This window comes from Pseudomonas sp. 2(2015) (assembly GCF_000955865.1).
Lineage (GTDB): Bacteria > Pseudomonadota > Gammaproteobacteria > Pseudomonadales > Pseudomonadaceae > Aquipseudomonas.
In genome coordinates, this window is sequence record NZ_JYOF01000003.1 from 352222 (window position 1) to 374353 (window position 22132).

A 22132-nucleotide genomic window follows, 5' to 3' on the forward strand; every position below is an offset into this window, starting at 1 on the left:
TTATGCCCCCACTGCCGCTGGTTTCGGGAAGTTCAGCAGCAGATTGCGGTAATGCTCGTATTGCTTCTGCCGCAGCTCGATTTCGCGCGGCAAGCCATCGCTGATGGAGCTAGTCAAGGCATCGAATTTGTCCAAGATGTCGACGATTCGCTTCTTATCTTCTGGAGATGGATTTGGGATGCGAATGCTTTCTAGGCTCTTCTTATTCAGTTTTGGCTGCGCTGATCCTGAGATGTAGGGCGTCAGGTCGATACTATTCAGGTAATATTCAACGTACTTGCGCTCAGCGTATGTTTTGAATTTCAGTACGTGAGCATGATTATTCACCCAGCTCTTTCCACTAATACTAAATGCGATTGGCGTGTTTCGCGCCAACAGATTCGCGCCATCTTCGGAAACAAGCAAAAGGTCGCAATCAAAGATGTAGTCTTTGACATAGTCAACGATTCCCGATGCTCCGTAATATGGAATATCACCTGGCTCTCTTAGTCCACTCGTGATTGGCTTTCGCATTGAATCGAGGTTTTCTGCAAGAACCCCAAGCGTCTTCCACTCCACCTCATCGTCTTCATAACTTAATAACTGATCACGATAGTAATTGTATTGTTTTTTGCGGATGGTAAGTTCGGTGGTAAGCTCGGTGGTAAGCTCGGTGGTAAGCTCGGTGAAGCTGTCCAGTATGCGGACGATTTCGGCTTGGATTTCAAGCGATTTTTTGGAGTTTTCCGGGCAAGGGACAGGGATTTTGAAATCTTTTACCTTTGCATCTGAGATGGCGGGGTATGCCGATCCACTTTGATTTTCTTCAACGTATTCTTTGAAACCAGAAGAAGCAATCCAATACAAGATCCACTTAGGCAATACCTCTGCTTTCTTAGCGCGCAGAATGCAGTATCCGGTGCTTGCAACCTCGCCAGCGTACGCATCATCAATTAAACAATAACGCTGCTGGGCTGGGCGAGTTGTTGCAAAAATAACATCATCCTTTTCGACAAGTTTTTGCGCCCGGCTTGGCGCATTGCTGCTTGTGATTTCGGATGTTTCGATTATTGCTTTAGCTTCAATACTTACAGAGGTGAGGTCAATATATCGGTAAGTTCTGCTCGCATCGCGCCATTTGATATTTTTCGTGGATTGAGTAACGTCACCCAGCGTTTTCCATTCGACCGCTACTCCGTCCATCAGTCTTTCAAAAAAGTTCACGCAGCTCATGCATCCAGCTCCTCGCCTTCAATCTCAGCGACGATGGCATCAATGTCTTTGCGCAACTGGTCGATCTTTGCAACCGTGGTTTTCAGTTCGGCATTGATATGGGCAATGTCCACCACCTCGCGGTTGTCTTTGGCTTCGACATAGCTGCTAACCGACAGGTTGTATTCTTTGGCAACCACTTCCTCTAACGGTACCGACTTAGCAAAGTGATCGACGTTGGCCTTGCTGTCGAACACGGCCATGATTTGCTCGATATGCGAATCCAGCAGCACGTTGGTATTAGTTTCTTTCTTGAATAGGTCGCTGGCATCGATGAACTGGGTGGTGGTGTCTTTCTTATTCTTAGCCAGCACCAGAATGTTTACGGCGATGGTGGTGCCAAAAAACAGGTTGGGCGCGAGCGAGATCACGGTTTCGACATAGTTGTTATCCACCAGATACTGGCGGATTTTTTGCTCGGCCCCGCCTCGGTAAAAAATACCGGGGAAGCAGACGATGGCAGCGCGGCCTTTGCTGGACAGATAGCTGAGCGCGTGCAACACAAAGGCAAAGTCGGCCTTGGATTTAGGCGCGAGCACGCCGGCGGGGGCAAAGCGATCATCGTTGATCAGGGTAGGGTCGTCCGAGCCCTTCCACTTCACCGAGTAGGGCGGATTGGAGACGATGGCGTCGAAGGGTTTGTCGTCGTCAAAATGCGGGGCGATCAGGGTGTCGCCCAGCTGGATGTTGAATTTGTCGTAGTTGACGTTGTGCAGGAACATGTTCATCCGCGCCAGGTTATAGGTGGTGTGGTTGAGTTCTTGCCCATAAAAACCGTCGTCAATAATGTGCGCGTCAAAATGTCTTTTGGCTTGCAGCAGCAGCGAGCCGGAGCCGCAAGCAGGGTCGTAAATCTTGTTGACGCTTGTTTGCTTGTGCATGGCCAGTTGGGCAATCAGTTTGGACACATGCTGCGGGGTGAAAAACTCGCCACCGGATTTACCGGCATTAGCGGCGTAGTTGGAGATGAGGAATTCATAGGCATCGCCAAACAGGTCGATGTGGCTGGCGTCACTCTTTTCATAAAACGCATGGCCAAAATCCAGCTCGGCCACGCCCTTGAGCACGGCGGCCAAGCGCAGGTTTTTGTCTTTTACAGTATTGCCGAGGCGGTTGCTGGTGGTGTCGAAATCGGCAAACAGGCCTTTGATGTCCTGCTCGGAGGGATAGCCGTTGGCGGAGTTTTCGATGGCGGCAAAGATGGCGGCCAGATCGGTGTTCAGGCTTTCGTTGCTGTTGGCGCCGGCAGCCACCTTGGCAAACAGTTGGCTGGGGTAGATGAAGTAGCCCTTGGTTTTGATGGCATCGTCTTTGATGTCTGCGGTAATGACGCTGTCGGGCAGTTCGGCATAGTTGACGCTGTCGTCACCGGCTTCGATGTAGTTGGCGAAGTTTTCGCTGATGAAGCGGTAGAACAGTGTGCCGAGCACATACTGCTTGAAGTCCCAGCCATCGACGGCACCGCGGACATCGTTGGCAATGGCCCATATCTGGCGTTGCAAAGCGGCGCGTTGTTGGGTGCTGGTCATACATTTTCCCTGTTAAATTTCTAGTTTCAGTCGTTGGTTGGATGCCGTTAAGGCGCTTGCTGTGTGATCCAGATCTATGACAGCAGCGCTGTCTATGCTGGCGTCAGCTCAAGCAGGTCGCCTACTTGACACTCAAACAGTAGGCACAGCTTCTCAATGGCTTCCAGATCCACTTTCTGTGCTGTTTCTTTGTAGAGTAGGGTTACCGTGGCGCGGCTGAGCCCCGTTTCTCTGGCAACGTCAGCAATACGCATTTTGTGCTCACCCATCATGCGAGCGAGATGGCAGCGGATCATGGCTGTGCCCCTGGAAACTGATCTTCTCGTGAAGCTCTAGGTTAACACGGGGGCTTTTCTTAGCGTGATTTTGCTAGTCAAACTTAAATTTTATAGCCAAAACTAACTTTTTATCGGCTTTGGATTTGCCTGGAGATTCGCGCGAGATCGAGCCCAAGAAGGAGATCCGCTCCAGCCGCTATTCGGCAAGCGCCTTCGAGGGTTATCCCCTATCCACGAAGCCGTAACCAGCCATGCCATGCAAGTCGCTGGAACCTGCGCATGCAGGGTCGCTGCGCCGCGTATTTTTGGCGTGAGAGTTCACGCTTTCGACGAATCGTCCGAGCACTCCAAGGGCTAAAGCGATGCCCCACACTCAGCAGACCAAACCAAGCCCCCCTTCCTTGCGCTAACAAATGCTGCGCCAAAGCACATCGGACTCGACAGGTTCTACAAAGCGCTCGGCAGTAAACCCGCCTGGGAAAAATGAGCTTTGATCATCCTCAACAAGCTGGTCTAAAGGCCGCAGAAGATGCTGCTCATCACGCAGTATGACCTCAAGCGCTTCACGGGATACTGTAGTGGTCTAATTATTCCGGACACCCATTTAGGCGAGAATGCTCGCCAGAGAGAGGTGTCCGATGACCAAGCAACATCGTCCCTTTACGCCCGAGTTCAATCGCGAAGCTGCCCGTCTGGTGCTCGACCAGGGCTACAGCCATATCGAAGCAGCCCCTTCGCTTGGGCTGGTGGAGTCGGCCCTGCGTCGATGGGTTAACCAGCTTCAGGAAGAGCGAAACGGTGTGACTCCGACCAATAAAGCGCTGACGCCCGAACAGCAGAAAATCCAGGAGCTGGAAGCTCGGATCAATCGCCTGGAACGGGAAAAAGTATATTAAAAAAGGCCACCGCGCTCTTGATGGCCGAGGAACACGAGCGTTCGCGTTAATTGATCAGCTTCGTTCTGAAGAGCCTGTTGATCTGTTGTGCTCGGTATTCGAAGTCACCCGATCCTGCAATTACGCGCACTGTCGCAAGCACCGATCTCCAGACATTTAGCGGCTGATTTTGCGCAGCCGCGTGAATGAGCTGTTCACCCAAAACCGCAGCGCGGCGGGCAGCCGAAGCATCATGTTCATGATGCGCGAGGACGGCATAGCAATTGGCCGATTCAAGGTACGCAAGCTGATGAGCGAGATGACGTTGATCAGCAAGCAACCCGGCTCACATGCCTACAAAAAGGCGACGGTGGAGCGGCCTGATATCCCGAACGTGCTGGATAGAGAGTTCGCCGTGTCGGCACCAAATGAGGTCTGGTGCGGGGACATCACGTATGTCTGGGCTCAGGGTCGCTGGCACTATGTGGCGGCCGTGATCGATCTGTCCACCCGCCGCGTGGCGGGCTGGGCGTTTTCATCGAAGCCAGATGCCGACCTGGTGATCAAGGCCTTGGACATGGCCCATGAACAGCGTGGCCGGCCTCAGAATGTACTGTTTCACAGCGACAGTAAGAATGTGATTGCCAGTGTTTCCGGATGGCCTGACCCACACAGCGATGGACCAATAAGGGATGATCTGGCGTCGTGAGGTGCCCTGGTTGGCCTGACCCTCACTCCGATTGGCCTTGTGTCTTTCCTTGGACCTGTCGGCCAGCCGGGAGCGCTGCACGTCGAGGTTTCCGCCTCACCGATGCCTGTGACCCTAGAAGGGCCTGACGTTACGTCACTTTACTGTCTTATCCACGTACTCGGCTCGAGCGGATTGGTCTGTGATCCCAAATTTGGAGCAACCAACTATGCGCGACGTCGAAGCCGAAGGATTTCAGTAACGAGTCGTAGGTGGCGTGGATACCCATAAAGACTTACATGTAGCGGCAGTCGTAGATGAACTTGATCGTGTTCTAGCCAGCGAGTGTTTTGCGACGACACAGCATGGCTACAAACAAATGCTGACGTGGATGCGCTCGTTCGGCGAACTGACACGTGTGGGCATTGAATGCACTGGAACATATGGGGCCGGGCTGCTGCCATACTTGGATCAAGCTAAGGTGACTGTTCTTGAAGTGACAGCGCCCGACAGAAGCGATAGGCGCAAACGGGGCAAGGGCGATACGCTGGATGCCTGTAACGCAGCTCACGCGGCTTTCGCGGGTGTTCGAACAGTCACCCCCAAGAAGCGAGATGGGATGGTCGAATCGTTACGTTTACTCAAGGTTTGCCGCAAGACGGCAATCCAGGCTCGCCGCGTGACGTTGCAACTTATTCAGAGCACCATCGTCAGCGCACCAGATGAGCTTCGCGAGTCATTACGAAAACTGACGCGAATGCAGTTGATTCGAATGCTGGCAGCGTCGCGGCCGGATTTATCTGACTACCGTCAGCTCGCGTCTGCATATCGAATAGCCCTCAAAACACTGAGCAGGCGGTATCTGGAACTACATGATGAAATAGCCGATCTGGACGTTATGATAGCGGGCTTGGTTGACGATCTTGCACCAGACTTGGTTTCCCGCAATGCCATCGGTTATGAGACTGCCGCTCAGCTTCTCCTGACAGCTGGGGACAACAGCGATCGCTTCCGCTCAGAATCTAGTTTCGCTGCCCTTTGTGGCGTCAGCCCTGTCCAGGCATCTTCAGGAAAGGTTAGCCGCCATCGGCTCAATCGAGGTGGCGACCGTGCTGCTAATAGCGCTTTGCACATCATCGCAATCGGGCGGCTGAGAACAGACGCTCGAACCCAGGCTTATTTCAGCAGGCGCATCGCTGAAAGTCACTCAAAGCTCGAGGCGATCCGATGCCTCAAGCGGTATATCGCGCGAGAAGTTTACGGCATCATCCAAAGCCGAAACCGCACCACCAACCAAGTCGCAATATCCACTTGACGTTTAGAAGGGCGTCAGCAATAACATAGGCCTACACATCAGTCTCTAATAACTTTGGTTTGCTCGACAGTGAACGGACCGCTCGTTGAGCTGCAATTTTTTCAACGATCGAGTCTCTATGAGTCAAGCTATGCTTGATAATCGAAGATCTTGGCAAAACCAACCGAACTGGCGCCGGAAGCAGTTCGAAAGCCTTTTCTACTGCGAGAAGGAAAAACTCATCGTCTTTCAAGCGATCATGAGTAACGGTCAGCAGCCCATCAACTAAAACCTTTTCAACAACAGGCCAATGCTTCTCTACCCGCGAGACCGCAGCGGTAGTCCCCTCCCCAACGCTTTCAAGCACCGCACCCTTTGCAGAGGCTACAGCATCGCTTGCGGAAGACACTTTCTCCGTGACTACCTCTGTCAGAGCTTTCGCTTTATTCGCAATAAATCCAAACATACCCATCCATTCCTTGAATAGTCGTTACCCATAGGAAATCGGCGCCCAATCATTGAACTTTAGCGCTCCGAAGCGCTATGCCGTAAACCGCTAAGCTACCATTAAAACAAGACTAACCCGTTAGCCTTCGAATTTTACTCAGGCGATTTCGAAGAGGGTAATCGGATGATGCTCCGAAAAAGTTCCCACGCATGAAAAAGCCCAATCTTTTCAGATTGGGCTAAGTCATTGAAATATATGGTCGGGACGGAGTGATTCGAACACTCGCCCCCTTGCACCCCATGCAGCGGACGAAAGGTCAGTAAGTCGCTGATTTAACTCACATTAAAACCTAAACCTGACCGTCACAGTATCGGGTTTTTCGTGGTTTTGCAAACGGGAACACGCGGCCTGGACGGGTGGTTTTGCGCAAGCTGCTATTGATAATCGGGAGAGGCCAAAAGCAGCTATCCTATGAATTCTCGCCGCTCCCCTTCGAGGATTTGCCATGGACTACGACGCTGCCGATGCAGAGTGGGTTTCGATGTTGGAAGACGCACTGGATGGCTTTATTCCCCATACTGCAACTCACGAAAAGGCCGTTGGTATTGCTCGCCAAGTGCTCGGACAAGGGTATTCGTCGTTATCTCAGCATCAAAAAAGCGTCTTTGATAGCGTCTTCTCCCCCTTGCTAAGCCAGCAGCAAAGTGCTCGGGATAAAGCTAGGGTGAAGGAGCTTTTGAGTCGCGACACTCCTCCCTAGTCTAGAGCTCAGCACAATGCATAAATACTTGACCGCCGCCGAAGCGGCCAAAACTCTTGAGGCTTCCTTTGCTCCCCTCAGGTGCGTGGCGGAGCCGTGGGACTATGGTCACCGCATGAAACTCCGAGTGTTTGATCATAAGGATCAGCCCGTGGTGACCTTAGAGGAGATTCTCAAACAACAGTTTTCGACTGAAAGTAGGCTCACTGAAATAATCACATCAATCCGCGCGCGAATTGAGCAGAAAGGCTACCGACTGGAAGACTGGAAGCCACCAGCAAAATCACCATAACACCCTCCCCCGGCGTCCTGCCGACCGAACACAACCCCCTCTCACCTACAGCTCGTCACCCTGAGCTGGCCAGAATTACCCCGCCTCGATTACTGTATATCCAAACAGCACTGGTAAACCGCACCGTGATCATCGAAGACGACAGCTTCGCGCTGGGCATGCCCACGCCTGTTCAAATGTTGCGCCAGCATGCGCGCCTGGTCGAAGCCGAGTGCGAGCAGTTGCGGCATGAGCTAGACCGGGCCCGGGACAACATCGAGAAGCTGGTGGCCATCCACCAAGCGCAGGCCGCCGAGATCACCAAGCTGAACGCCAGGATCGAGCGCATGACCTGGGAGCTGTCCGATGCCCTGGTAGAAAACACCGAGCTGAAGAATCGACATATTGGGGGCTGCCCTGCCACCTGGGGAGCAATGCCGCCGAAGGGTTAACGCTCAGTGCAGCGTGCGCGCAGGTCCGCCAAGCGACCGCAGCTGATACTCAGTGACAGCCTGATAGAGTGATTCGGCCTCCAGGCGCAGGCGTTCGATTTCTGCCGCTGGCTCACCGGCGTCCTGGGCAGCTTGGTAGCGGCGCTGCGCATCGATGGCCTGCTGAATCAGCGGCTCGCCAGCCTCGACAACACCTGCTAGGGTTTTTTTCACATTAATGCTCCGTTATCTGGCCAGAGCAATATAGGCCAAGGTTGTTGGGTTCTGGGCTTAAACCAGCCGCATCAGTGAATGGTCAATACCTGATTGCTCGTAAACCCTACCTGCTCAAAACGGTGTTACTGATCAAGAACCTCAAACCTATTAGCAGGAGTTCAAAATGGAATGCTTTCGAATCGACGAAAGCGGTTACACCGGATTCGACTTGCTGAATCCAGATCAGCCGTTCCAAGGTGCGTCAGCAATTGCCATTAGCGATGAAGATGCCAAGCGCTTGATCCATAAGCATTTTCCCAAGTTACAGGCAGACGAGCTCAAGTACCGAGCTCTGGCGCAACGGCCGGCCAATCACCCGCGCCTGCTGGCTCTGCAGCAAGACCTTCTGACCAACTACAAGTGTGTAACCTACGTGTGCGATAAGCGTTACCTCCTGCTGCTCATGTTCCTAGACTATGCGGTCGAACCGTTTTATCACGCACACGGAATTAATTTTTATGCGGATGGGCAGAATTACTCCCTCGCTTCACTGCTGCATGTAGCTGGTCCGAAGTTGCTCGGAAAAGGCGCTCTCCATCGGTTACTTGGCTGTTTCCAGCGCGCAATGAAAGAGAAGAGCCAGGTAGCGCTTGAAGATCTGATTGTGGCCGCTCGCGCCACGCGTTGGAGGGAGCTTCCAGAAGCGTTGGGGCCCTTGGCGCAGTTTGCGGCACCAGAATGCCTGCAGGCAATCGCAACGCCAGGCGTCAGCACCGATGCCGCTTTCATAGTCCTGCAGTCCTTGATCAGCCGGATGGAAGTAATGGCTGGAGGCCCTTATCGAGTCGAGCACGACCAGTCCAAAAAATTACTCACATATCACAACTTACTGCAGCGCTTTATCGGTCACCAAGAGGAGATCACCTTTAAACAGTCTGAGATCGCGAGCATCACGTTTCCGCTCAAACTCCAGTCTGTGGCACAAGTAGACTCCAAGACCAGCCCCGCAGTGCAATTGGCAGACGTAATGATTGGGGCGGCAATTGAGGCAGCGAACACGCTCATGGGGCAGCGCAAGGGAAGACTGGATGCCCAGCAGGTCCTAGCGCAGTATGCTGATGATCAGCTGATCCACATGTTACCTTCGGTTAATTTCCAGGCGCAGAAGCGTTTCCGCCAGGGAACCCAGGCAGAGGAAGTGATCAACTACTTTGCTGCTAACTTTCAAAAGCCATGACCACTAACCAATTGACACCTGTTCTTCATTCACGGCGTGGAAGCCGATAAGAAGCTTCAGGCAACTGCAGCACGTAGGCTTGGCACGCTCGCAAGGCAATCAATCCTTGGTCGCCGGCATCGGTGATGGCGACAATTCGTTGAGCAGCTGCTGGGTCAAGTTCGGCTCGCGTGGCTCCATGAACCACGCCGCCGGGGCCGGTGGTGGCTGACACCCCACAGCCACTACCCTGGGATGGGGTGGCAAGTAGGACTGACAGCCGGAGATCAGAAGTAGCGAGGCGATCGCGCAAGCGCGCTTGGGTTGCTTGAGCATTGGTCAGCTCCTGGTGGTGGATTTTATCGTTGGCCTGTAGCCGATCTTCAAGGGCGCGGCGCCGGGCCTGCTCAGCGCCCTGCCAGTTGATCACCGCCACAGCGGCGGCCTCTCGTTCAGCCTGGAATTCATTTGCCTGCTTCGCGCTCTTCGCCTGCCACTCGGCATCCATGGTCGAGCGGCCGTGCTCGTAGGTACCCCGGAACGCCCAGGCCACCAGCGCCAGCGACACTGCCGCGCCGATCGTGCGCCAGCTAATCACGCCAGCACCTTCAGCGCGCGGTCATACAGGGCCTTTCGTTCAGCGGCGCCGTGAGGCACCCGGCCAGGCTTGCCGGTGTTGATCACGCTGCCGATATCCTGGAAGCGGCCGGCGTCGGCCAGCTCATTCAGGCCGTGGGTCGACCACCACCAGGTAGCGGACATGGCGGCATGTTCGGGCTGCTCGAGCAGCTCGGGGTTGTCCTCCAGCGGCAGGGCCAGGCCGGCGCCGGCGGCGGCATAGTTCGATCGCCCGGTGAGCTGGATCAGGCCACGCCCACGGTACCGCCAGCCGTCCCCCGGGCGAGTGTTGCCCATGCGCCCGCTGTAAACGATGTTGGCGATCTTCTCCGGCTGCCGCGCGCAGGCCGTCGCTGAAGTCGCGGTAAAGCGGCTGGGCCAGGTGCGCACCAGCGCCTCGGCGCTGTAGTTCAGGTTCTCCACCAGGTTGCGCAGCTGGCCCGACTCATGCCCGACCTGAGCCAGGAACGCCGCCACGCGGACTGGGCTGTCGATCTTGTAGCGCGCCATGGCCCGGTTCAGCGCAGGCAAAAAAATGCCCGCGACTGGGCGGGCGTTCGGGAGAATTTGCAGCAACTGCTGCTCAGTCAAAGGGGGCATGCGTTTCTCCTAATTGAACCAGCGGCCGATGGCGTGGCAGTGCACGGTGGCCACGGACGTACTGATGAAGCTGTTGGTGCCGCCGGCGGTGCGCCACAGGCGCGGCACACACTGGACGGTGTTGATGGAGGCCGCCATTGCAGAGCCGAACTCGGCGAACGTCACCGGCGCCGAATCGGCCGACAGCCCCTGAATCGCCGTGACGGTTACCTTCGGCGCCGCCGAAAAGGCCGCAGGAAAGGACCAGAGCTTAAGTAGGGTCAGGGCCACACTGAACTCGAGCACAACCGCCGCCGTGCAGATGAGGGTGCCGTTGGCAAACTTCACGTACTCGCCGTTCGCGTTGGTGCCTGACTCGATGATCGCGCCGGTGGGTACACCCGAGGCCTGCGAGACGGTGCCGACGATATCCGCCACCGCCGCTGTCTTCAGGCCGAGGCCATTCCGAGCAGCTGCCTGCGTCGTTCCGCCCGTCCCGCCTTTGGCCACCGGCACCACGTTCTCTGTCGACACGGCGCCCAGCGAGGAAAGCGCCACGCCCCACTGGTCGATGATCTGGTGCATCCGATCAGCTGCAGCCTTGGGCCACCCTTGAATCGGCACCAGGGCATAGGCGCCTGCGGTAACCGTCGAACCCAGATACGCGGGCTCGATGCTCAGCGACGTTGGGCTGATGATGTTCGTGACCTCGTACTGCCGGCCGTCCGGCCCGACCCAGGCGTCACCGACCCGGCCATTCAAGGTGAACGCCGTGCCGGTACCGGTGACCGTCTTCTGGCCAGCCGTTACGGCCACTGTTCCTGCTCTGCTCCAGGGCATGCTTTTCTCCAGGCAAAAATAAACCCGCTCGATGGCGGGTGCGCTGACGTTCTGACCGTTACTGCGGGAGCGGGTAGCGCTCCTTGATGGCGGCGACCGCGGCGATCCAGGCGCTGTAATCGGGCTCAGTGCCGGCAGCCAGCGCGTCATATTCAGCCTCGAACTTCAGGCGATCGCTCTCGGCGGTATAGGCCGCACGCCGGGACGCCAGCGCCGCGTCGCGCTCTGCCTGGCGGGCCTCATTGGCTTTCTGCTCTGCGGTTTTGACCTTGCTGAAGTCGATCATGCGTCGGTCTCCTCTGTTGCTTCCGCTACGGTTGGCTTGGGGTCTTGGTCGGTCGGCAGCGCAATCGGGCCGTCCGGGGCGCCAACAATGTCCGCGGGAAAGCGCGATCGCTCCCCGGCTTCGGCGCCGTGCGGCATGGTGATCGGAATGACCAGCACGCCGTTGATGCGCTCCACCGGCTGGTTGATCCATGGGCAGCCAATGGCCTCGGACGGGAGCGTGGCGCCATCTGGCAGAGGGCCAAAGTCATACGGCAAGCCATTGATGGTCAGCACGTCACCCAGCTTGTGAATGGCCAGGGTGGCGTCGGAGCGGATCGGGGTCAGTTTCAGTCTCATGCGTACCACCTGCCTTGGGCTGTCATTACAAAGTCTGCTGTGATGGTCCTGGAAGTCATGGACATGACCAGGCCCTGATAGGTTGTCGCGGTCACCGCATTGGGCTGGGTGGAAACCGTCTGCGCCCGCGCGCTGAATGTGAACTGAGGCGGTGCGATGAAGGCCGCCGGAAAGCCGAACGTCGGCGTGGCCCCGATGAACAGCCCGTCCTGGGCGAAGGTGACCGCCTGGGAGAAGTTCAGCGTTGCCGAACAGATCATCGTGCCGTCGGCAAATTTCGTGTAACGGCCCGATGCGTTGGAACCACGCTCGATGATCGCGCCCGTCGATACCCCGCCCGATTGGGAAACCGTGCCCACGGCATTTGCCGTGGCCGCCGTTCCCAGCCCCAACCCGGCGCGGCCCGCTGCAGCCGTGTTACCGCCGGTGCCGCCCTGGGCAACGCTGAGTGCGGTGGTGAGGCCCAGGAGCGCCGTGATGTCGGCGTTCTGGCCCCGGGTCGCGGCAGCAATGTTTACCCTTAGCGTCGCCGCATCAGCAGCACCACCAAACAGAACCAGCGTTGCGCCGTACTGCTCGACGACCTGGCGCAGCCGATCAGCTGATTCCTTCACGTACCCCTGCATCGGCGCAAGTCCATACGTGCCGGCCGCGACAGTCGCCCCCAGGTAAGCCGGCAGAATGGTGAGCACCGTGCCGCTGGCGATGTTGGTCACCTCGTACCAGCGGCCGTCAGGCCCCTGGAAAGCATCACCCACCCGGGCGTTTGCCGAGAAGGCGGTGCCGGTACCGGTCACCGTGTTCTGGCCGGCCGTGATGGCGACCGTGCCTGTTCTGTACCATGGCATGTAATCGCTCCTAGTTGTAATACTTGGAAATTGGAAACTTACAGACAGGAATTGAAAAGCTTGTGCCGTCAGTACCATATGGGTAGCTGTAACCGCCACCCGTTTGCTTGTCGCAAAAGATAATTAGCGCTGGCGCATTGAAGTCCCAAATGGTTACCCCCGCATAGCGAGCACCACCAGCAAACCATTCAATCCCTCGATCAAAACTGGTGACAGAAATATAGTCATCAGCGTCAATCGTTAAACCACTGTAATATTCATCTACGTAAACGCCCTGCGATTTCGTCCAATTTTTAGTGAACTTGTTAAACCTGACGACGCGATCACCGGAGGAAAATACAATTCTACCGTTGGCGTCCCATATGTTTCGCCCATACATTTCAGTACTGGGTGCATCTGCATACTTACAGGTCACATACTCCACTAGGTAATTCTGCAGTTGATTTCCGCCCTTTACCGCCGAAGTGATCAAGAACCCTGTCCAGCTGCCTGGTGACCCTAGCATCGTGACGTAGAGACCCAGACCGCTGTGCAACCCTGAGACGTGCCGGAGAAAAACCTGCGGTGGCTCCAACGTCAGGATTGGCTTCGCGAATGTAACAAGCCCGTTTCCTGGACGGTCCGTGTACCGAGAGGTGATATTGAAGGTCCCTCTTTCGGAAAAGACCATGACCTTATAGGTACTTGTGATAGTGACAGAGCCAAAGTCATTGGATGCGTAAAAACCATATTCGATCATTACATCACCTTCACGACTTCAACAACGCTTTCAACGACCGCTGAAATCCATTCGTCACGGTAGTTGCCCCCAACGCCCGTTGCGAAGCGCCTGTTGGTGTACGTGTATATCGCGATCTTAGTGCCACCCAGATCACGATATACAGGAACACACCCCCACCCATCGAAGTATCCAGGCTGTTCGTACTGAGCATAGACACGCGGCACAATCGTTACGAAGCAAGTTGCAGGATCGTACCCTGGAACATCAAGTTCGATGTAGTCAGACCGCAAGCCTTGGTCGGTAGAGTTAGAGGCCGGAATAATTACTTGTGCCAACTTGGACAATGTGAAATCGGACATGCCCAATGTTTCCACCTCGTTGGCATCCCTCACGCTCATTCCATAAATAGACATAATCCCTCACAAAACCAATCGACCGGTTGCCGTTCTCAATTTGCCGTTGGCGTCATAGACGTAATGGCCTGCGTTGTTCAGTAGCGTCGAGCCGTCGGCGTCCTGGCCTCGAAGAATGAACGTTCCTGCTGGAACATTGATTTCCAGAAGCGGCAGTCCCTGCGAGTTCACTGCTGCGGAGCGCAACGTCATGCCCAGGATTATTTCCTTGATGAAGGCCTGGCTGATAAACGCCTGGTTGATGAACACCTGACCGTTCTGCACCACGAACGGCACTGAGAGCTGGCCAGAAACCTCATCGACCACGGCAAAGCGCTGAGCGAACGCCAGGATCTCCGAGGTTTCCCCGTTACTGCCCAGCGCCAGCCCGGCCATAACGGTTCTGCCGCCAGATGTGGTTTGCGCCTTGATGGTCACCTGGGCGCTCACTTTCCCATCCAGGTTCACCACGGCCTGGCTGACCTGCTGAACCGAAGCGCTGGTCTCGCCGATCGAAGCCTCGAGCGTCTCGGACTTGCGGGCCAGGGCCTGATCGGCATCCGCCAGGATGCGAACATCGCTTGCGAACTTGGCCTGCGACTTCTGGGCGTCCAATGCGCTCAACAAGTCGCCCTCCCCCGTATCATCCCGGCCGGCGGTGTAAACCGCCTCGACAGAGGTTCGTATCGAAGCCACGGCCTGGTCGGTTGTCACCTGCGCCTCGGACACCTCCTGAATGTCCGCCGCGTTGTCGTCGACCTCCGCCTTCAGTTGATCCAGGCGCGTGGCCGTGGCCTCGTTCTGGGTGGCCACCGCCTTTTCGAGGGTGGAAAGCCCGGCGGCGTTCTGCCCGACCTTGGCGTCAATCGCGATGAAGCGTTCGGCGGATGCCTGTTGCTCAGTTGCAAACACCTTGCGCTGCTCACTGATACCGGCCTGGGCGTCCCAGGCTGCGTTGGCGTCGGACATGCCGCCATCGTCGTCAACGTCAGCGCGCCAAGCTGCCTGCAGCGATTGCAGGCTTGTTGCCTGGGCGGTGACCACGCCGTCCAGCTCGGACAGGCCGGCAGTGTTCTCTTGCACCTGGGCAGCAAGGCCATTGGCGCTCTGCACCACCTGCCCGATATCCAGCCAGTACAGCGGGTTCGGTGGCGCATTCGCTCCAGAGGGATCTGCCGGGACCGGTTGCTTGGCCTGGTACAGGCGCTGGCCCAGGCGAACAGCGTCATCCTGCAGGTAAGGTTTCGCCGGGTCATACTCCAGAGCGTCAACCAGGTTGCCGATCTGCTCCTGCAGCTGCTCGTTGAGCTCGCCCAGGCGCTCATTCACAGAGCCTGGGCCATCGCCGGAAATCTTCTCGATCTCCTCACGCACTACTGGGTACAGCGCGCCGTTGCCGATCTTGTCCTTGAAGTACTCTTCGTACTCGCTCTGGTCAGAGCTGGACTGGCCGTTGACGCCAACGCCAGCCGGAAACCACGGGCCGATATTGCCGGTGCGGTCGATCAGGCGCGCCCAGAAAAAGAACGAGACGCCGCCGGCCAGGCCATGCATTTCGTGCTCGGCCTGCGGATAGGCGAAGTCGCCCAGCTTGATCGCGTCGTCGCGCGAGGTGGTCTTGCTGTACCAGATCTCCGTCCGCTGGGTGTCCTCGGCGCCAGCAGGGAAGCCCCAGGCTAGCTTGATGCCGTAGACCAGCGGAGTGGTGTTCAGGAACGACACCGCCGGCGGCAGGCCGGCCTTGCCGGTCAGCTGCGTGAGGCTGGAGCTCTTCCAGATCGACGAGATATCGAAGGCGCTCACCGCCCGCACCCGGGCCAGGTAGGCGCCGGCGTAGATGCCCGTTACGTCGACCGAGGTCGTACCGGTGCGCTGCAGCTTGATCCAGTTGCCGTTGTCCTTGCGCCACTCCACGTCATAGGCCACGGCACCTTCTACTGCCGGCCAGGCGATGGTCATGGTGCTGACTGCAATTCCCTGGTCCACGGCGTAGTTCGAGGTCAGGGTCACACTCGCCGGCGGCGGAACGACGGTGATTGGGATCACGCTGATCGGCCGCTCTTCCAGGCGGGCGCCGGTGTCGATGTGCGCGAACTTGCTTGGGTCGTACTGCACCGCGCTGATCTCGAACACGCCAGCCTCTGGGCGGGTCACGCTGGTCACACGGTACAGCGGTACCGCCAGGTCGTCGGCGTCGAGCGCCCATACCAGCTCGGGCTCAGGCGCCACCGAGTAGGCGGTGGTGACGGTTACCGCCCGGCCACTCACCGATTGAACGGTGCGAGCCTGGCAGGTGCCATCTGGTAGGTTGAGGATCAAGCGGTCACCTGCCTTGGCCTTGGTGTCACGGTCCAAGCCAATCGTGCGGCCGGACACCGCCGAGATGCGCCCGCCAATCGCACGACCCGCCAGCAGCTCGTCCGCGACCGGGATCACATAGCCTGGCAGAGGGATGCGCCCATCGAGTCCGACCTTGAAGGTGATGCCACGATCCCGCGAGTTCGTCAGCAGCGCCCACTTACCGCGGCGCTGGGCCTCCGATTCGCGAGTGCAGCCGATCGCGCTGATCTCCAGCACATTGTCGCCATAGCGGCGCTGCAGCTTCTGGTCGGTTACCGAAGTGACATCGGTGTCATAGCTGTTCGCCGGGTTGTCGTAGCTGATCAGGGCGCGGCTGTAGCGCGTGCGCTCCGAGGCGCTCGAGTAGGTGAACTTGCCGTCGATGACGTTCGCCCGGGTGTAGGCGAAGTCGAAGTCGGTGTCGCGCGGCATGTCGGCCAGGCTGTATACCTGCCCCTGCGCCCAGTAGGTCATGCCCCGATAGATCGCCGATATGTCGCGCAGCAGGCTCCAGGCGTCGGCCTTGCTCTGCAGGTTCAAGTTGCAGATGAAGCGCGGCTCCTGGCCGCCCTTCCCGTTCGGCACCGACTGATCGCAGTACTGGGCGATCCGGTAGAGCTCCCACTTGTCGACCTGCCAGGGCTTGATGCGCCGGCCCAGGCCAAAGCGGTCGTTCACGGTGATGCCGTAGGTGTGCCAGGCAGGGTTGTCGGTCCAGGCCTCTTTGAAGGTACCGTCCCAGACCCCGGTGTAAACCCTGGTGCGCGGGTCGTAGTTGCTGGGCACCTGAAATTTGCGGGCGTCACAGTCCACGGTGACCGCGGGAATGTTGCGGAACTGCTCGGCAGAGAACTCGATGTACAGCAGCGCGGTATTCGGGTAGCGGACCTTGGCGTCGATCACCTCAGTGCGCCCGACGATCTGCATCGTGTCGGCGATCTTGTTGTTGTTCTGGTTGGGCGTCAGCCGGCGGACGCGCAGCAGCCAGCCACTGGTGGCCTTTGGCAAGTCGATGCGACGGGTGCGCTCGTAGGTGCTGGTGGTCTTGCCGTCGACAGCCTCCAGGAGCACCTGCTGATAGGCCCCGCCGTCGGTGGCCAGGTCCACGGCATACTCGATCCGGTAGCCGTTGACGTTGCCGCCTTCGTCAACCGACTGAAGCATTGGCCAGGCAAAGCGCAGGCGGATCGCAGACAGCTCCAACCTGTCGATAGCGCGGATGTAGGCGTTATCGCTACGCAGTTCGACACTTTCGCTGATCTCGTTCTCGATGGACGGGATGCCTGGGATATGGCCCTGCTCCACCGATCCGGTACGCCACTCCCACTTCACGTTCGGAAAGTTCAGGTTGCCGGCCGGGTCGGCCAGCGGCGTGCTATCCAGGTAGATGTCGCGGGCGGTTGGTGTGCCCTCGAACTCGCCCTCGCCCACGGCGATCAACATTTTTGCCACGGCGACCGAACGCAGGCTGTCCGGCGCCTCAGTCGGCTGTTTCGGCTTATCCGATCCGCCCTTGGCGCCGACGATATCCAGTTTCTGTGCTGCGCCCATACTTTCCTCCAGGCGTAAAAAAACCACCTTCTGGCGGTCGGTGTTCTGTCTGCTGGTTACATCTGGTCTTCGGCATAGATCGCGGCGCTGATGATCGCGCCGCCCCATCGCCGGCGCCCCAGGCAGAGCGGTACGGGGTTGCCGCTGGCCGTGGTGTTCTTGGCGCTGCCGAAGGCGTAGCCCGGAGTGTTCTCAGGGGCAGCGCTGGTCTTCAGGCCTTTGGCTTGCGGGCTGAGCATCTGGATGACGCCGCCGATCATCAAAGCCGCGCCTGCCTGGTAGAGGAACGGCGAAGCAGCGGCAAATGGCGTGAAGGAAACGACATACGCTGCGGCGACCAAGACAGCCCCGATAATGGTCTGCAGACTGCCTCCGCGCTTACTACCAACCACCACAGGTGCAATTCGAATTTCGCCAGTTCCGCTGAAGCCCAACTCCTTTTCCTGGAGATTCTTCGACCCTCTGAAAATGGCGAATTCAAGCCCTCGCGACTTCGCATTGGAAATGAGTTTCTCGAACCCTGGGATCTGCACGCAGAGCGCCTTGACCGCCTCGGCCGGAGTCTTCACGGAAAGCCGAAACTCTCGACCGAACTTCCTGAGCACACCGTACAACCTGACAATGGTCATCGGCTCGTAGCAAATAGCAGACATTCATTTTCTCCAGACATAAAAAAACCGCCCTGAGGCGGCTTCGAACTTCGACTTCTCTACAAGCAGGTCCGTGCTACATCTACCCACTTACTCCAGGTGCTGTTGCGAACGTAGACTCGCACTGTGGCGCCACCTGCTGCCTCATCAACAACAGCCATGGCTGGAGTTCCAACCATGTCAATGTTGAGCTTGATGCTGTACCCACTCTCGGTCTCGGTTGCCGCTACATTCGAATTGAGATCCTGCCATTTCGGAGTGAGACACCGTGAATAGTCCCGCGGGGACTTTGCAGTTTTGGTTTCGAGGCTAGGGCCGCTCTCCTTCAAGTCGCTCGGCGACACACACCCCGCCAGCACCGCCACGGCCACCGCCCCAATCAGAATTCGCATGTGATCCCTCCTTGTTGATGGCAGGAATCTAACACCATCTGCGGGGAGCACCAAAACACCTCGTAGGCGGGGCTCGTTGGTTGGAACAGGTCTAGTCTGGCTGCTGCATCTTGATGTGCCGAGCCAGCAACCAATCAGCCAATCGGAGACCACATCATCTGCCTGCTCTGGATTGAATCCACCTTCCAAGTCATTTGTTGGTCAACCAATCCATCACAAAGCGAACCATTTCGCCCAGTCAAAGCGGGCTGACCAGCGCATATGCATCACTTAAGCAGTGCTCGACCTGCGGCTGATCCGCTGATGTATTCATGGATAAATTCACAGCTCTACCTGTCGCATCAACAATGTCATAATGATGGCTTGCTAGGTATATAAAATCAGCTATCACCGGATCGTTAAATGGACATTACCTCTATACCGCCAACAGTATTCGTGGCTTTTGGCGTTATCACCGCAGCACTTCTGGCAGGCTTCTTCTCAGTCATGAACATGGTTAGTGCCAAGGAGAATAAAGTTTCAGAATTTCGGCTTGCTTGGGTAGACGGACTTAGAGATGAGATTGCTGAATACACCTCGGCAGCACAAGAGCTAGTACGAGCCAGCGCGAGTTTCGAGCCAGATAGCTTTCATACTCCGGAAGAAAAACATAAGTTAATGGTTGAATGGTATAAGGAAACACGAACAGCATTCTCGAGGGCCGTCGAAAGCCTAACTAAAATCCAGCTACGACTGAACCATCAGCATGTACTCAACAACCCTAAAAGCCCTGAAGCACAGCTTATGGCCGCTGTTCAAACTGCAAGAGAATCAGCGGTCAATGAAAATCTCGACAATGTATTAGATTCCTGCGCCGACATTAGAAAAGCTGCTGGGCCTATACTAAAAAATACATGGGACCTCGTTAAACATGGAGAAGCTGGCTACCGGCGCATTAGAGCATACTCAATGGTAACTATAGCGGTAGGCTTCTATGCTTTAGTCACTGCGTGCGCAGTCATTGGAATAAAAACATTTTCAACCGACCAATCAGAAAAACAAGAAACACAAGCACATCAGGTATCGAAACCAATTCAAAATTATTCTCCAAGTCCACTTCGAATCCAAAGCAAACCCACTGACTGAATACAACCTACACGATTCGCCCATAACGAAAAAATTGGGTTTCAGCATACCAATGCAAAAAGCCCAGCGCGGGGCTGGGCTCCATTCTCCCTCAGACCGCCGCTGTCCAGACAGCAAGCTCATAGCCATCTGAGTCGATGAAGTGGAATCGCTTCCCACCAGGGAAAGAAAAAACCTCCCGGCTGATCTCGCCGCCAGCAGCCACAACCCTTCTCTCGGCACCAGCAAGGTCGTCTGAGTACAAAATGACCAATGGGCCGCCTGGTCTGACTGGCTCGCCAGTGGTGAATCCACCGGTTAACCGACCGTCACTGAACTCAGTGTATGTTGGGCCATAGTCAACGAAGCTCCAACCGAACACCGCGCCATAGAAGTCCTTGCTGCGCTTGATGTCGCTGACGTTGAACTCAATGTTGTCGATCTGGCGATCCTTCCCTCTGTTGCTCATTGGCACCTCCATGTTGGAGGCTGGAATTTAACACAGCCAATCAGAAGGTTTGCACCAGATGCAAAAAGCCCAGCGCGGGGCTGGGCTCGTGCTTTTGCTTCTACTGGATGCGCTTTAGAGCGAGCGCATCTCGGTCAACGCCTTGGCGATGCAGTACGGAATCACCGCACAGGCCAGCCCCATAGCTGCCGCTGCAGCCTCTTGGGGGGCGCCGCTCGCGAGAAACATCCCTCCGAATCCAACAACAGCACCGATCAAAGACATGATGATGGTGACGATCCACATAAACTTTGCCACTTGCATTCCCTTCCTTCGGTGACTGTTTGGCCATGCCTCGATGATCCAAGACCATTGGAGCTCCGCGGAATCTACTGCCGCCACCACCAAGGTGTCAATTTGCCATCGATCTCCCTGGCCGTGCATCCAGTGTGGATAAATTCTCAGTACTCCATCTCTGCGGCGCCGTAGTAGCGTTGTTCCCTCTCATCATCAAGGACTGATTCATGACCATTCGCAGTTTGGCGAAGAACCTCCCTCCAGACCCAGATAATGAAGGCTCGGTCCTAGGCTGGGGGCTCGTTGATAAAACGAACTGGGACTTTGTAGATATCTACCCGAGCCGGGAAGTGGCAGAAGCTGAAGCAACTGCCCGAGGAGGGAATTACACCGTCGATTACGGCTCGCACGAGCTGGGCACCGATAATTACGTCGGAGGTCTCACGCCGCCGGTGTGACGCTATCAAATCTGATGCGGCCAGGCCCAGAAATCATTCGCGCAGTTAGGCCTTTCTTGCCTGTGTAACTGCGGCGGTGACCATTGCCGCCTGGGCCTGTTTTTCCAGTGAATCTCATACGCTCGACTTCCGTCTGTCCATCCATGATGGCAACGAACGATTCTCCGCCACTCACGGCGCCTTCGCGGATCGTAAACAGGTCCCAGATCGTCAGCATATAGAGCTGCTGCATACCCCTCTCCTGCGGCCTGGCCGCTTCACTTCGCGTCTCGATGACGCAACACAAGGCGTGTACGGGCAAGCCAAGGCCCGCCGAACACGATGATTTCTGATGGCCTGCCGTACAGGTGGTGCAGCAGGAATGGGCCCTGCCCGAACACCTGGACCTGCTCGCCGTGCAGCTGCGGATCTGCGCCCAGGTAGATACCGGCATGGTTCGGGTGCGCCGTGCGCCCCACCTCCATGACAACCATGTCGCCGCGCTGCGGCCGGTCGACCTGGTAGAAGCCTGCCGCCTCATAGGCCTGCTCGTACAGGCTTGGCCCGGCGGCCTGCTCCCACCAACCGTCTTCTCGGGCGTAGACCGGGAACTCCAGTCCCCACTCACGCTGATACCAGTCCGCGCAGGCCTGCCAGCAGTCCCAGGCGCCGTGCACAAATGGCCGGCCCAGCAGCGGCGTGGTGCCGCTTGGGGTGATGGTGCGTAGATCGCCTTCAGGCCAGGACAGGATGTGCCAGGGCAACGCTGTGGCCTCGCACATGGCCAAGTCACGCGGCGATGGCCGACTGGTGGCGTCGGGGTGCGAGTGCACAATGCCGATCACCTGCCCCTGGTCTTCCGCTGCCGCGTATTCCTCAGGTGCGATCCGGAACTCTTCGCCCGGGTCGCTTGCCGTGTTGGTGCACGGCACGTAGATCTGCTTTCGGCCTACGGCCAGGATCAACCCGCAACACTCGCGCGGGTACTCAGCCGCGGCGTGCGCTCGCACGGCGGCCAGGATGTGTTTGCGAAT

Annotated in this window: 26 protein-coding genes and 1 pseudogene; 8 read left to right on the plus strand and 19 right to left on the minus strand. The window is 57.0% G+C overall.

The annotated features are described in order from the left end of the window. From UB48_RS04475 to UB48_RS04485, 3 genes are all read right to left on the minus strand, one after another. Complete coding sequence (locus UB48_RS04475) at positions 1 to 1212, minus strand: restriction endonuclease subunit S (RefSeq protein ID WP_045194387.1); 1212 nt, start codon at positions 1210 to 1212, stop codon at positions 1 to 3. Further along, positions 1209 to 2780 carry a type I restriction-modification system subunit M gene (locus UB48_RS04480; protein WP_045194389.1) on the minus strand — a complete coding sequence of 524 codons (1572 nt, stop codon included), beginning with the start codon at positions 2778 to 2780 and terminating at the stop codon, positions 1209 to 1211. Before UB48_RS04480 ends, UB48_RS04475 begins: the two co-directional genes overlap by 4 nt. Before the next feature lie 92 nt (positions 2781 to 2872). Further along, a complete protein-coding gene (locus UB48_RS04485; RefSeq protein ID WP_045194390.1) occupies positions 2873 to 3076 on the minus strand; it encodes a helix-turn-helix transcriptional regulator in 204 nt (67 codons plus the stop codon). A gap of 620 nt (positions 3077 to 3696) precedes the next feature. On the opposite strand from UB48_RS04485, the pseudogene UB48_RS27235 reads away from it, so the two are divergent. Together UB48_RS27235 and UB48_RS04500 are read left to right on the plus strand one after the other, a co-directional pair. After that, positions 3697 to 4561 (plus strand): annotated as a pseudogene (locus UB48_RS27235) (IS3 family transposase); the annotation flags it as partial. 337 nt (positions 4562 to 4898) lie between these two features. After that, entirely contained in the window at positions 4899 to 5936 is a 1038-nt protein-coding gene (locus UB48_RS04500; RefSeq protein ID WP_045194393.1) for an IS110 family transposase, read from the plus strand. A gap of 31 nt (positions 5937 to 5967) precedes the next feature. Here the strand turns inward: UB48_RS04500 and UB48_RS27675 are convergent, their stop codons facing one another. Further along, positions 5968 to 6381, minus strand: coding sequence for a hypothetical protein (locus UB48_RS27675; protein WP_156160164.1), 414 nt, complete (start codon positions 6379 to 6381; stop codon positions 5968 to 5970). Between the two features lie 487 nt (positions 6382 to 6868). Between UB48_RS27675 and UB48_RS04505 the strand changes: the two genes are divergently transcribed. The 3 genes from UB48_RS04505 (at position 6869) to UB48_RS04515 (ending at position 7846) form a co-directional block, all read left to right on the plus strand. Continuing rightward, entirely contained in the window at positions 6869 to 7123 is a 255-nt protein-coding gene (locus UB48_RS04505; protein WP_045194394.1) for a hypothetical protein, read from the plus strand. Between the two features lie 16 nt (positions 7124 to 7139). Continuing rightward, complete coding sequence (locus UB48_RS04510) at positions 7140 to 7415, plus strand: DUF1652 domain-containing protein (protein WP_045194395.1); 276 nt, start codon at positions 7140 to 7142, stop codon at positions 7413 to 7415. A 125-nt stretch (positions 7416 to 7540) separates the two neighbouring features. Next, a complete protein-coding gene (locus UB48_RS04515; RefSeq protein ID WP_045194397.1) occupies positions 7541 to 7846 on the plus strand; it encodes a hypothetical protein in 306 nt (101 codons plus the stop codon). 3 nt (positions 7847 to 7849) lie between these two features. On the opposite strand, the gene UB48_RS04520 is transcribed toward UB48_RS04515, so the two are convergent. Continuing rightward, the gene (locus UB48_RS04520; RefSeq protein WP_045194398.1) at positions 7850 to 8059 is read right to left on the minus strand and encodes a hypothetical protein; all 210 of its coding nucleotides are present in this window, start codon (positions 8057 to 8059) and stop codon (positions 7850 to 7852) included. A gap of 166 nt (positions 8060 to 8225) precedes the next feature. On the opposite strand from UB48_RS04520, the gene UB48_RS04525 reads away from it, so the two are divergent. Beyond that, positions 8226 to 9278: a DUF3800 domain-containing protein gene (locus UB48_RS04525; protein ID WP_045194400.1), complete on the plus strand. Its 1053-nt coding sequence runs from the start codon at positions 8226 to 8228 to the stop codon at positions 9276 to 9278. A gap of 25 nt (positions 9279 to 9303) precedes the next feature. On the opposite strand, the gene UB48_RS04530 is transcribed toward UB48_RS04525, so the two are convergent. The 10 genes from UB48_RS04530 to UB48_RS04575 form a co-directional block, all read right to left on the minus strand. Next, positions 9304 to 9765 carry a lysis system i-spanin subunit Rz gene (locus tag UB48_RS04530; RefSeq protein WP_052676500.1) on the minus strand — a complete coding sequence of 154 codons (462 nt, stop codon included), beginning with the start codon at positions 9763 to 9765 and terminating at the stop codon, positions 9304 to 9306. A gap of 86 nt (positions 9766 to 9851) precedes the next feature. Then, positions 9852 to 10475: a glycoside hydrolase family 19 protein gene (locus UB48_RS04535; RefSeq protein ID WP_045194402.1), complete on the minus strand. Its 624-nt coding sequence runs from the start codon at positions 10473 to 10475 to the stop codon at positions 9852 to 9854. 9 nt (positions 10476 to 10484) lie between these two features. After that, positions 10485 to 11294, minus strand: a complete 810-nt coding sequence (locus tag UB48_RS04540) for a hypothetical protein (RefSeq protein ID WP_045194403.1) — start codon at positions 11292 to 11294, stop codon at positions 10485 to 10487. A gap of 58 nt (positions 11295 to 11352) precedes the next feature. After that, positions 11353 to 11580: a hypothetical protein gene (locus UB48_RS04545; protein ID WP_045194404.1), complete on the minus strand. Its 228-nt coding sequence runs from the start codon at positions 11578 to 11580 to the stop codon at positions 11353 to 11355. Next, positions 11577 to 11918 carry a hypothetical protein gene (locus UB48_RS04550; protein WP_045194407.1) on the minus strand — a complete coding sequence of 114 codons (342 nt, stop codon included), beginning with the start codon at positions 11916 to 11918 and terminating at the stop codon, positions 11577 to 11579. Before UB48_RS04550 ends, UB48_RS04545 begins: the two co-directional genes overlap by 4 nt. After that, a complete protein-coding gene (locus tag UB48_RS04555; RefSeq protein ID WP_045194409.1) occupies positions 11915 to 12766 on the minus strand; it encodes a hypothetical protein in 852 nt (283 codons plus the stop codon). Before UB48_RS04555 ends, UB48_RS04550 begins: the two co-directional genes overlap by 4 nt. A 10-nt stretch (positions 12767 to 12776) precedes the next feature. Beyond that, on the minus strand, positions 12777 to 13505 hold the full coding sequence (locus tag UB48_RS04560; protein ID WP_045194412.1) for a hypothetical protein: 729 nt from the start codon (positions 13503 to 13505) through the stop codon (positions 12777 to 12779). After that, positions 13505 to 13885: a hypothetical protein gene (locus tag UB48_RS04565; RefSeq protein ID WP_275559271.1), complete on the minus strand. Its 381-nt coding sequence runs from the start codon at positions 13883 to 13885 to the stop codon at positions 13505 to 13507. Before UB48_RS04565 ends, UB48_RS04560 begins: the two co-directional genes overlap by 1 nt. Before the next feature lie 21 nt (positions 13886 to 13906). Next, positions 13907 to 17770 carry a phage tail protein gene (locus tag UB48_RS04570; RefSeq protein WP_045194416.1) on the minus strand — a complete coding sequence of 1288 codons (3864 nt, stop codon included), beginning with the start codon at positions 17768 to 17770 and terminating at the stop codon, positions 13907 to 13909. A gap of 56 nt (positions 17771 to 17826) precedes the next feature. After that, complete coding sequence (locus tag UB48_RS04575; RefSeq protein WP_045194418.1) at positions 17827 to 18423, minus strand: tail assembly protein; 597 nt, start codon at positions 18421 to 18423, stop codon at positions 17827 to 17829. 791 nt (positions 18424 to 19214) lie between these two features. Here UB48_RS04575 and UB48_RS27680 point away from each other — a divergent pair. Beyond that, positions 19215 to 19937 carry a hypothetical protein gene (locus tag UB48_RS27680; RefSeq protein ID WP_156160165.1) on the plus strand — a complete coding sequence of 241 codons (723 nt, stop codon included), beginning with the start codon at positions 19215 to 19217 and terminating at the stop codon, positions 19935 to 19937. Positions 19938 to 20028: 91 nt separating this feature from the next. Here UB48_RS27680 and UB48_RS04585 read toward each other — a convergent pair whose 3' ends face one another. Both UB48_RS04585 and UB48_RS04590 read right to left on the minus strand, forming a co-directional pair. Continuing rightward, positions 20029 to 20385, minus strand: coding sequence for a VOC family protein (locus UB48_RS04585; RefSeq protein ID WP_045194422.1), 357 nt, complete (start codon positions 20383 to 20385; stop codon positions 20029 to 20031). Between the two features lie 114 nt (positions 20386 to 20499). Next, entirely contained in the window at positions 20500 to 20688 is a 189-nt protein-coding gene (locus tag UB48_RS04590) for a hypothetical protein (RefSeq protein ID WP_045195686.1), read from the minus strand. A gap of 200 nt (positions 20689 to 20888) precedes the next feature. Between UB48_RS04590 and UB48_RS04595 the strand changes: the two genes are divergently transcribed. Continuing rightward, positions 20889 to 21119, plus strand: a complete 231-nt coding sequence (locus UB48_RS04595; protein WP_045194424.1) for a hypothetical protein — start codon at positions 20889 to 20891, stop codon at positions 21117 to 21119. On the opposite strand, the gene UB48_RS04600 is transcribed toward UB48_RS04595, so the two are convergent. Both UB48_RS04600 and UB48_RS04605 read right to left on the minus strand, forming a co-directional pair. Next, entirely contained in the window at positions 21103 to 21351 is a 249-nt protein-coding gene (locus UB48_RS04600) for a hypothetical protein (protein ID WP_045194426.1), read from the minus strand. The genes UB48_RS04595 and UB48_RS04600 overlap by 17 nt on opposite strands. 25 nt (positions 21352 to 21376) lie before the next feature. Further along, on the minus strand, positions 21377 to 22132 hold the full coding sequence (locus UB48_RS04605; protein ID WP_045195688.1) for a C40 family peptidase: 756 nt from the start codon (positions 22130 to 22132) through the stop codon (positions 21377 to 21379).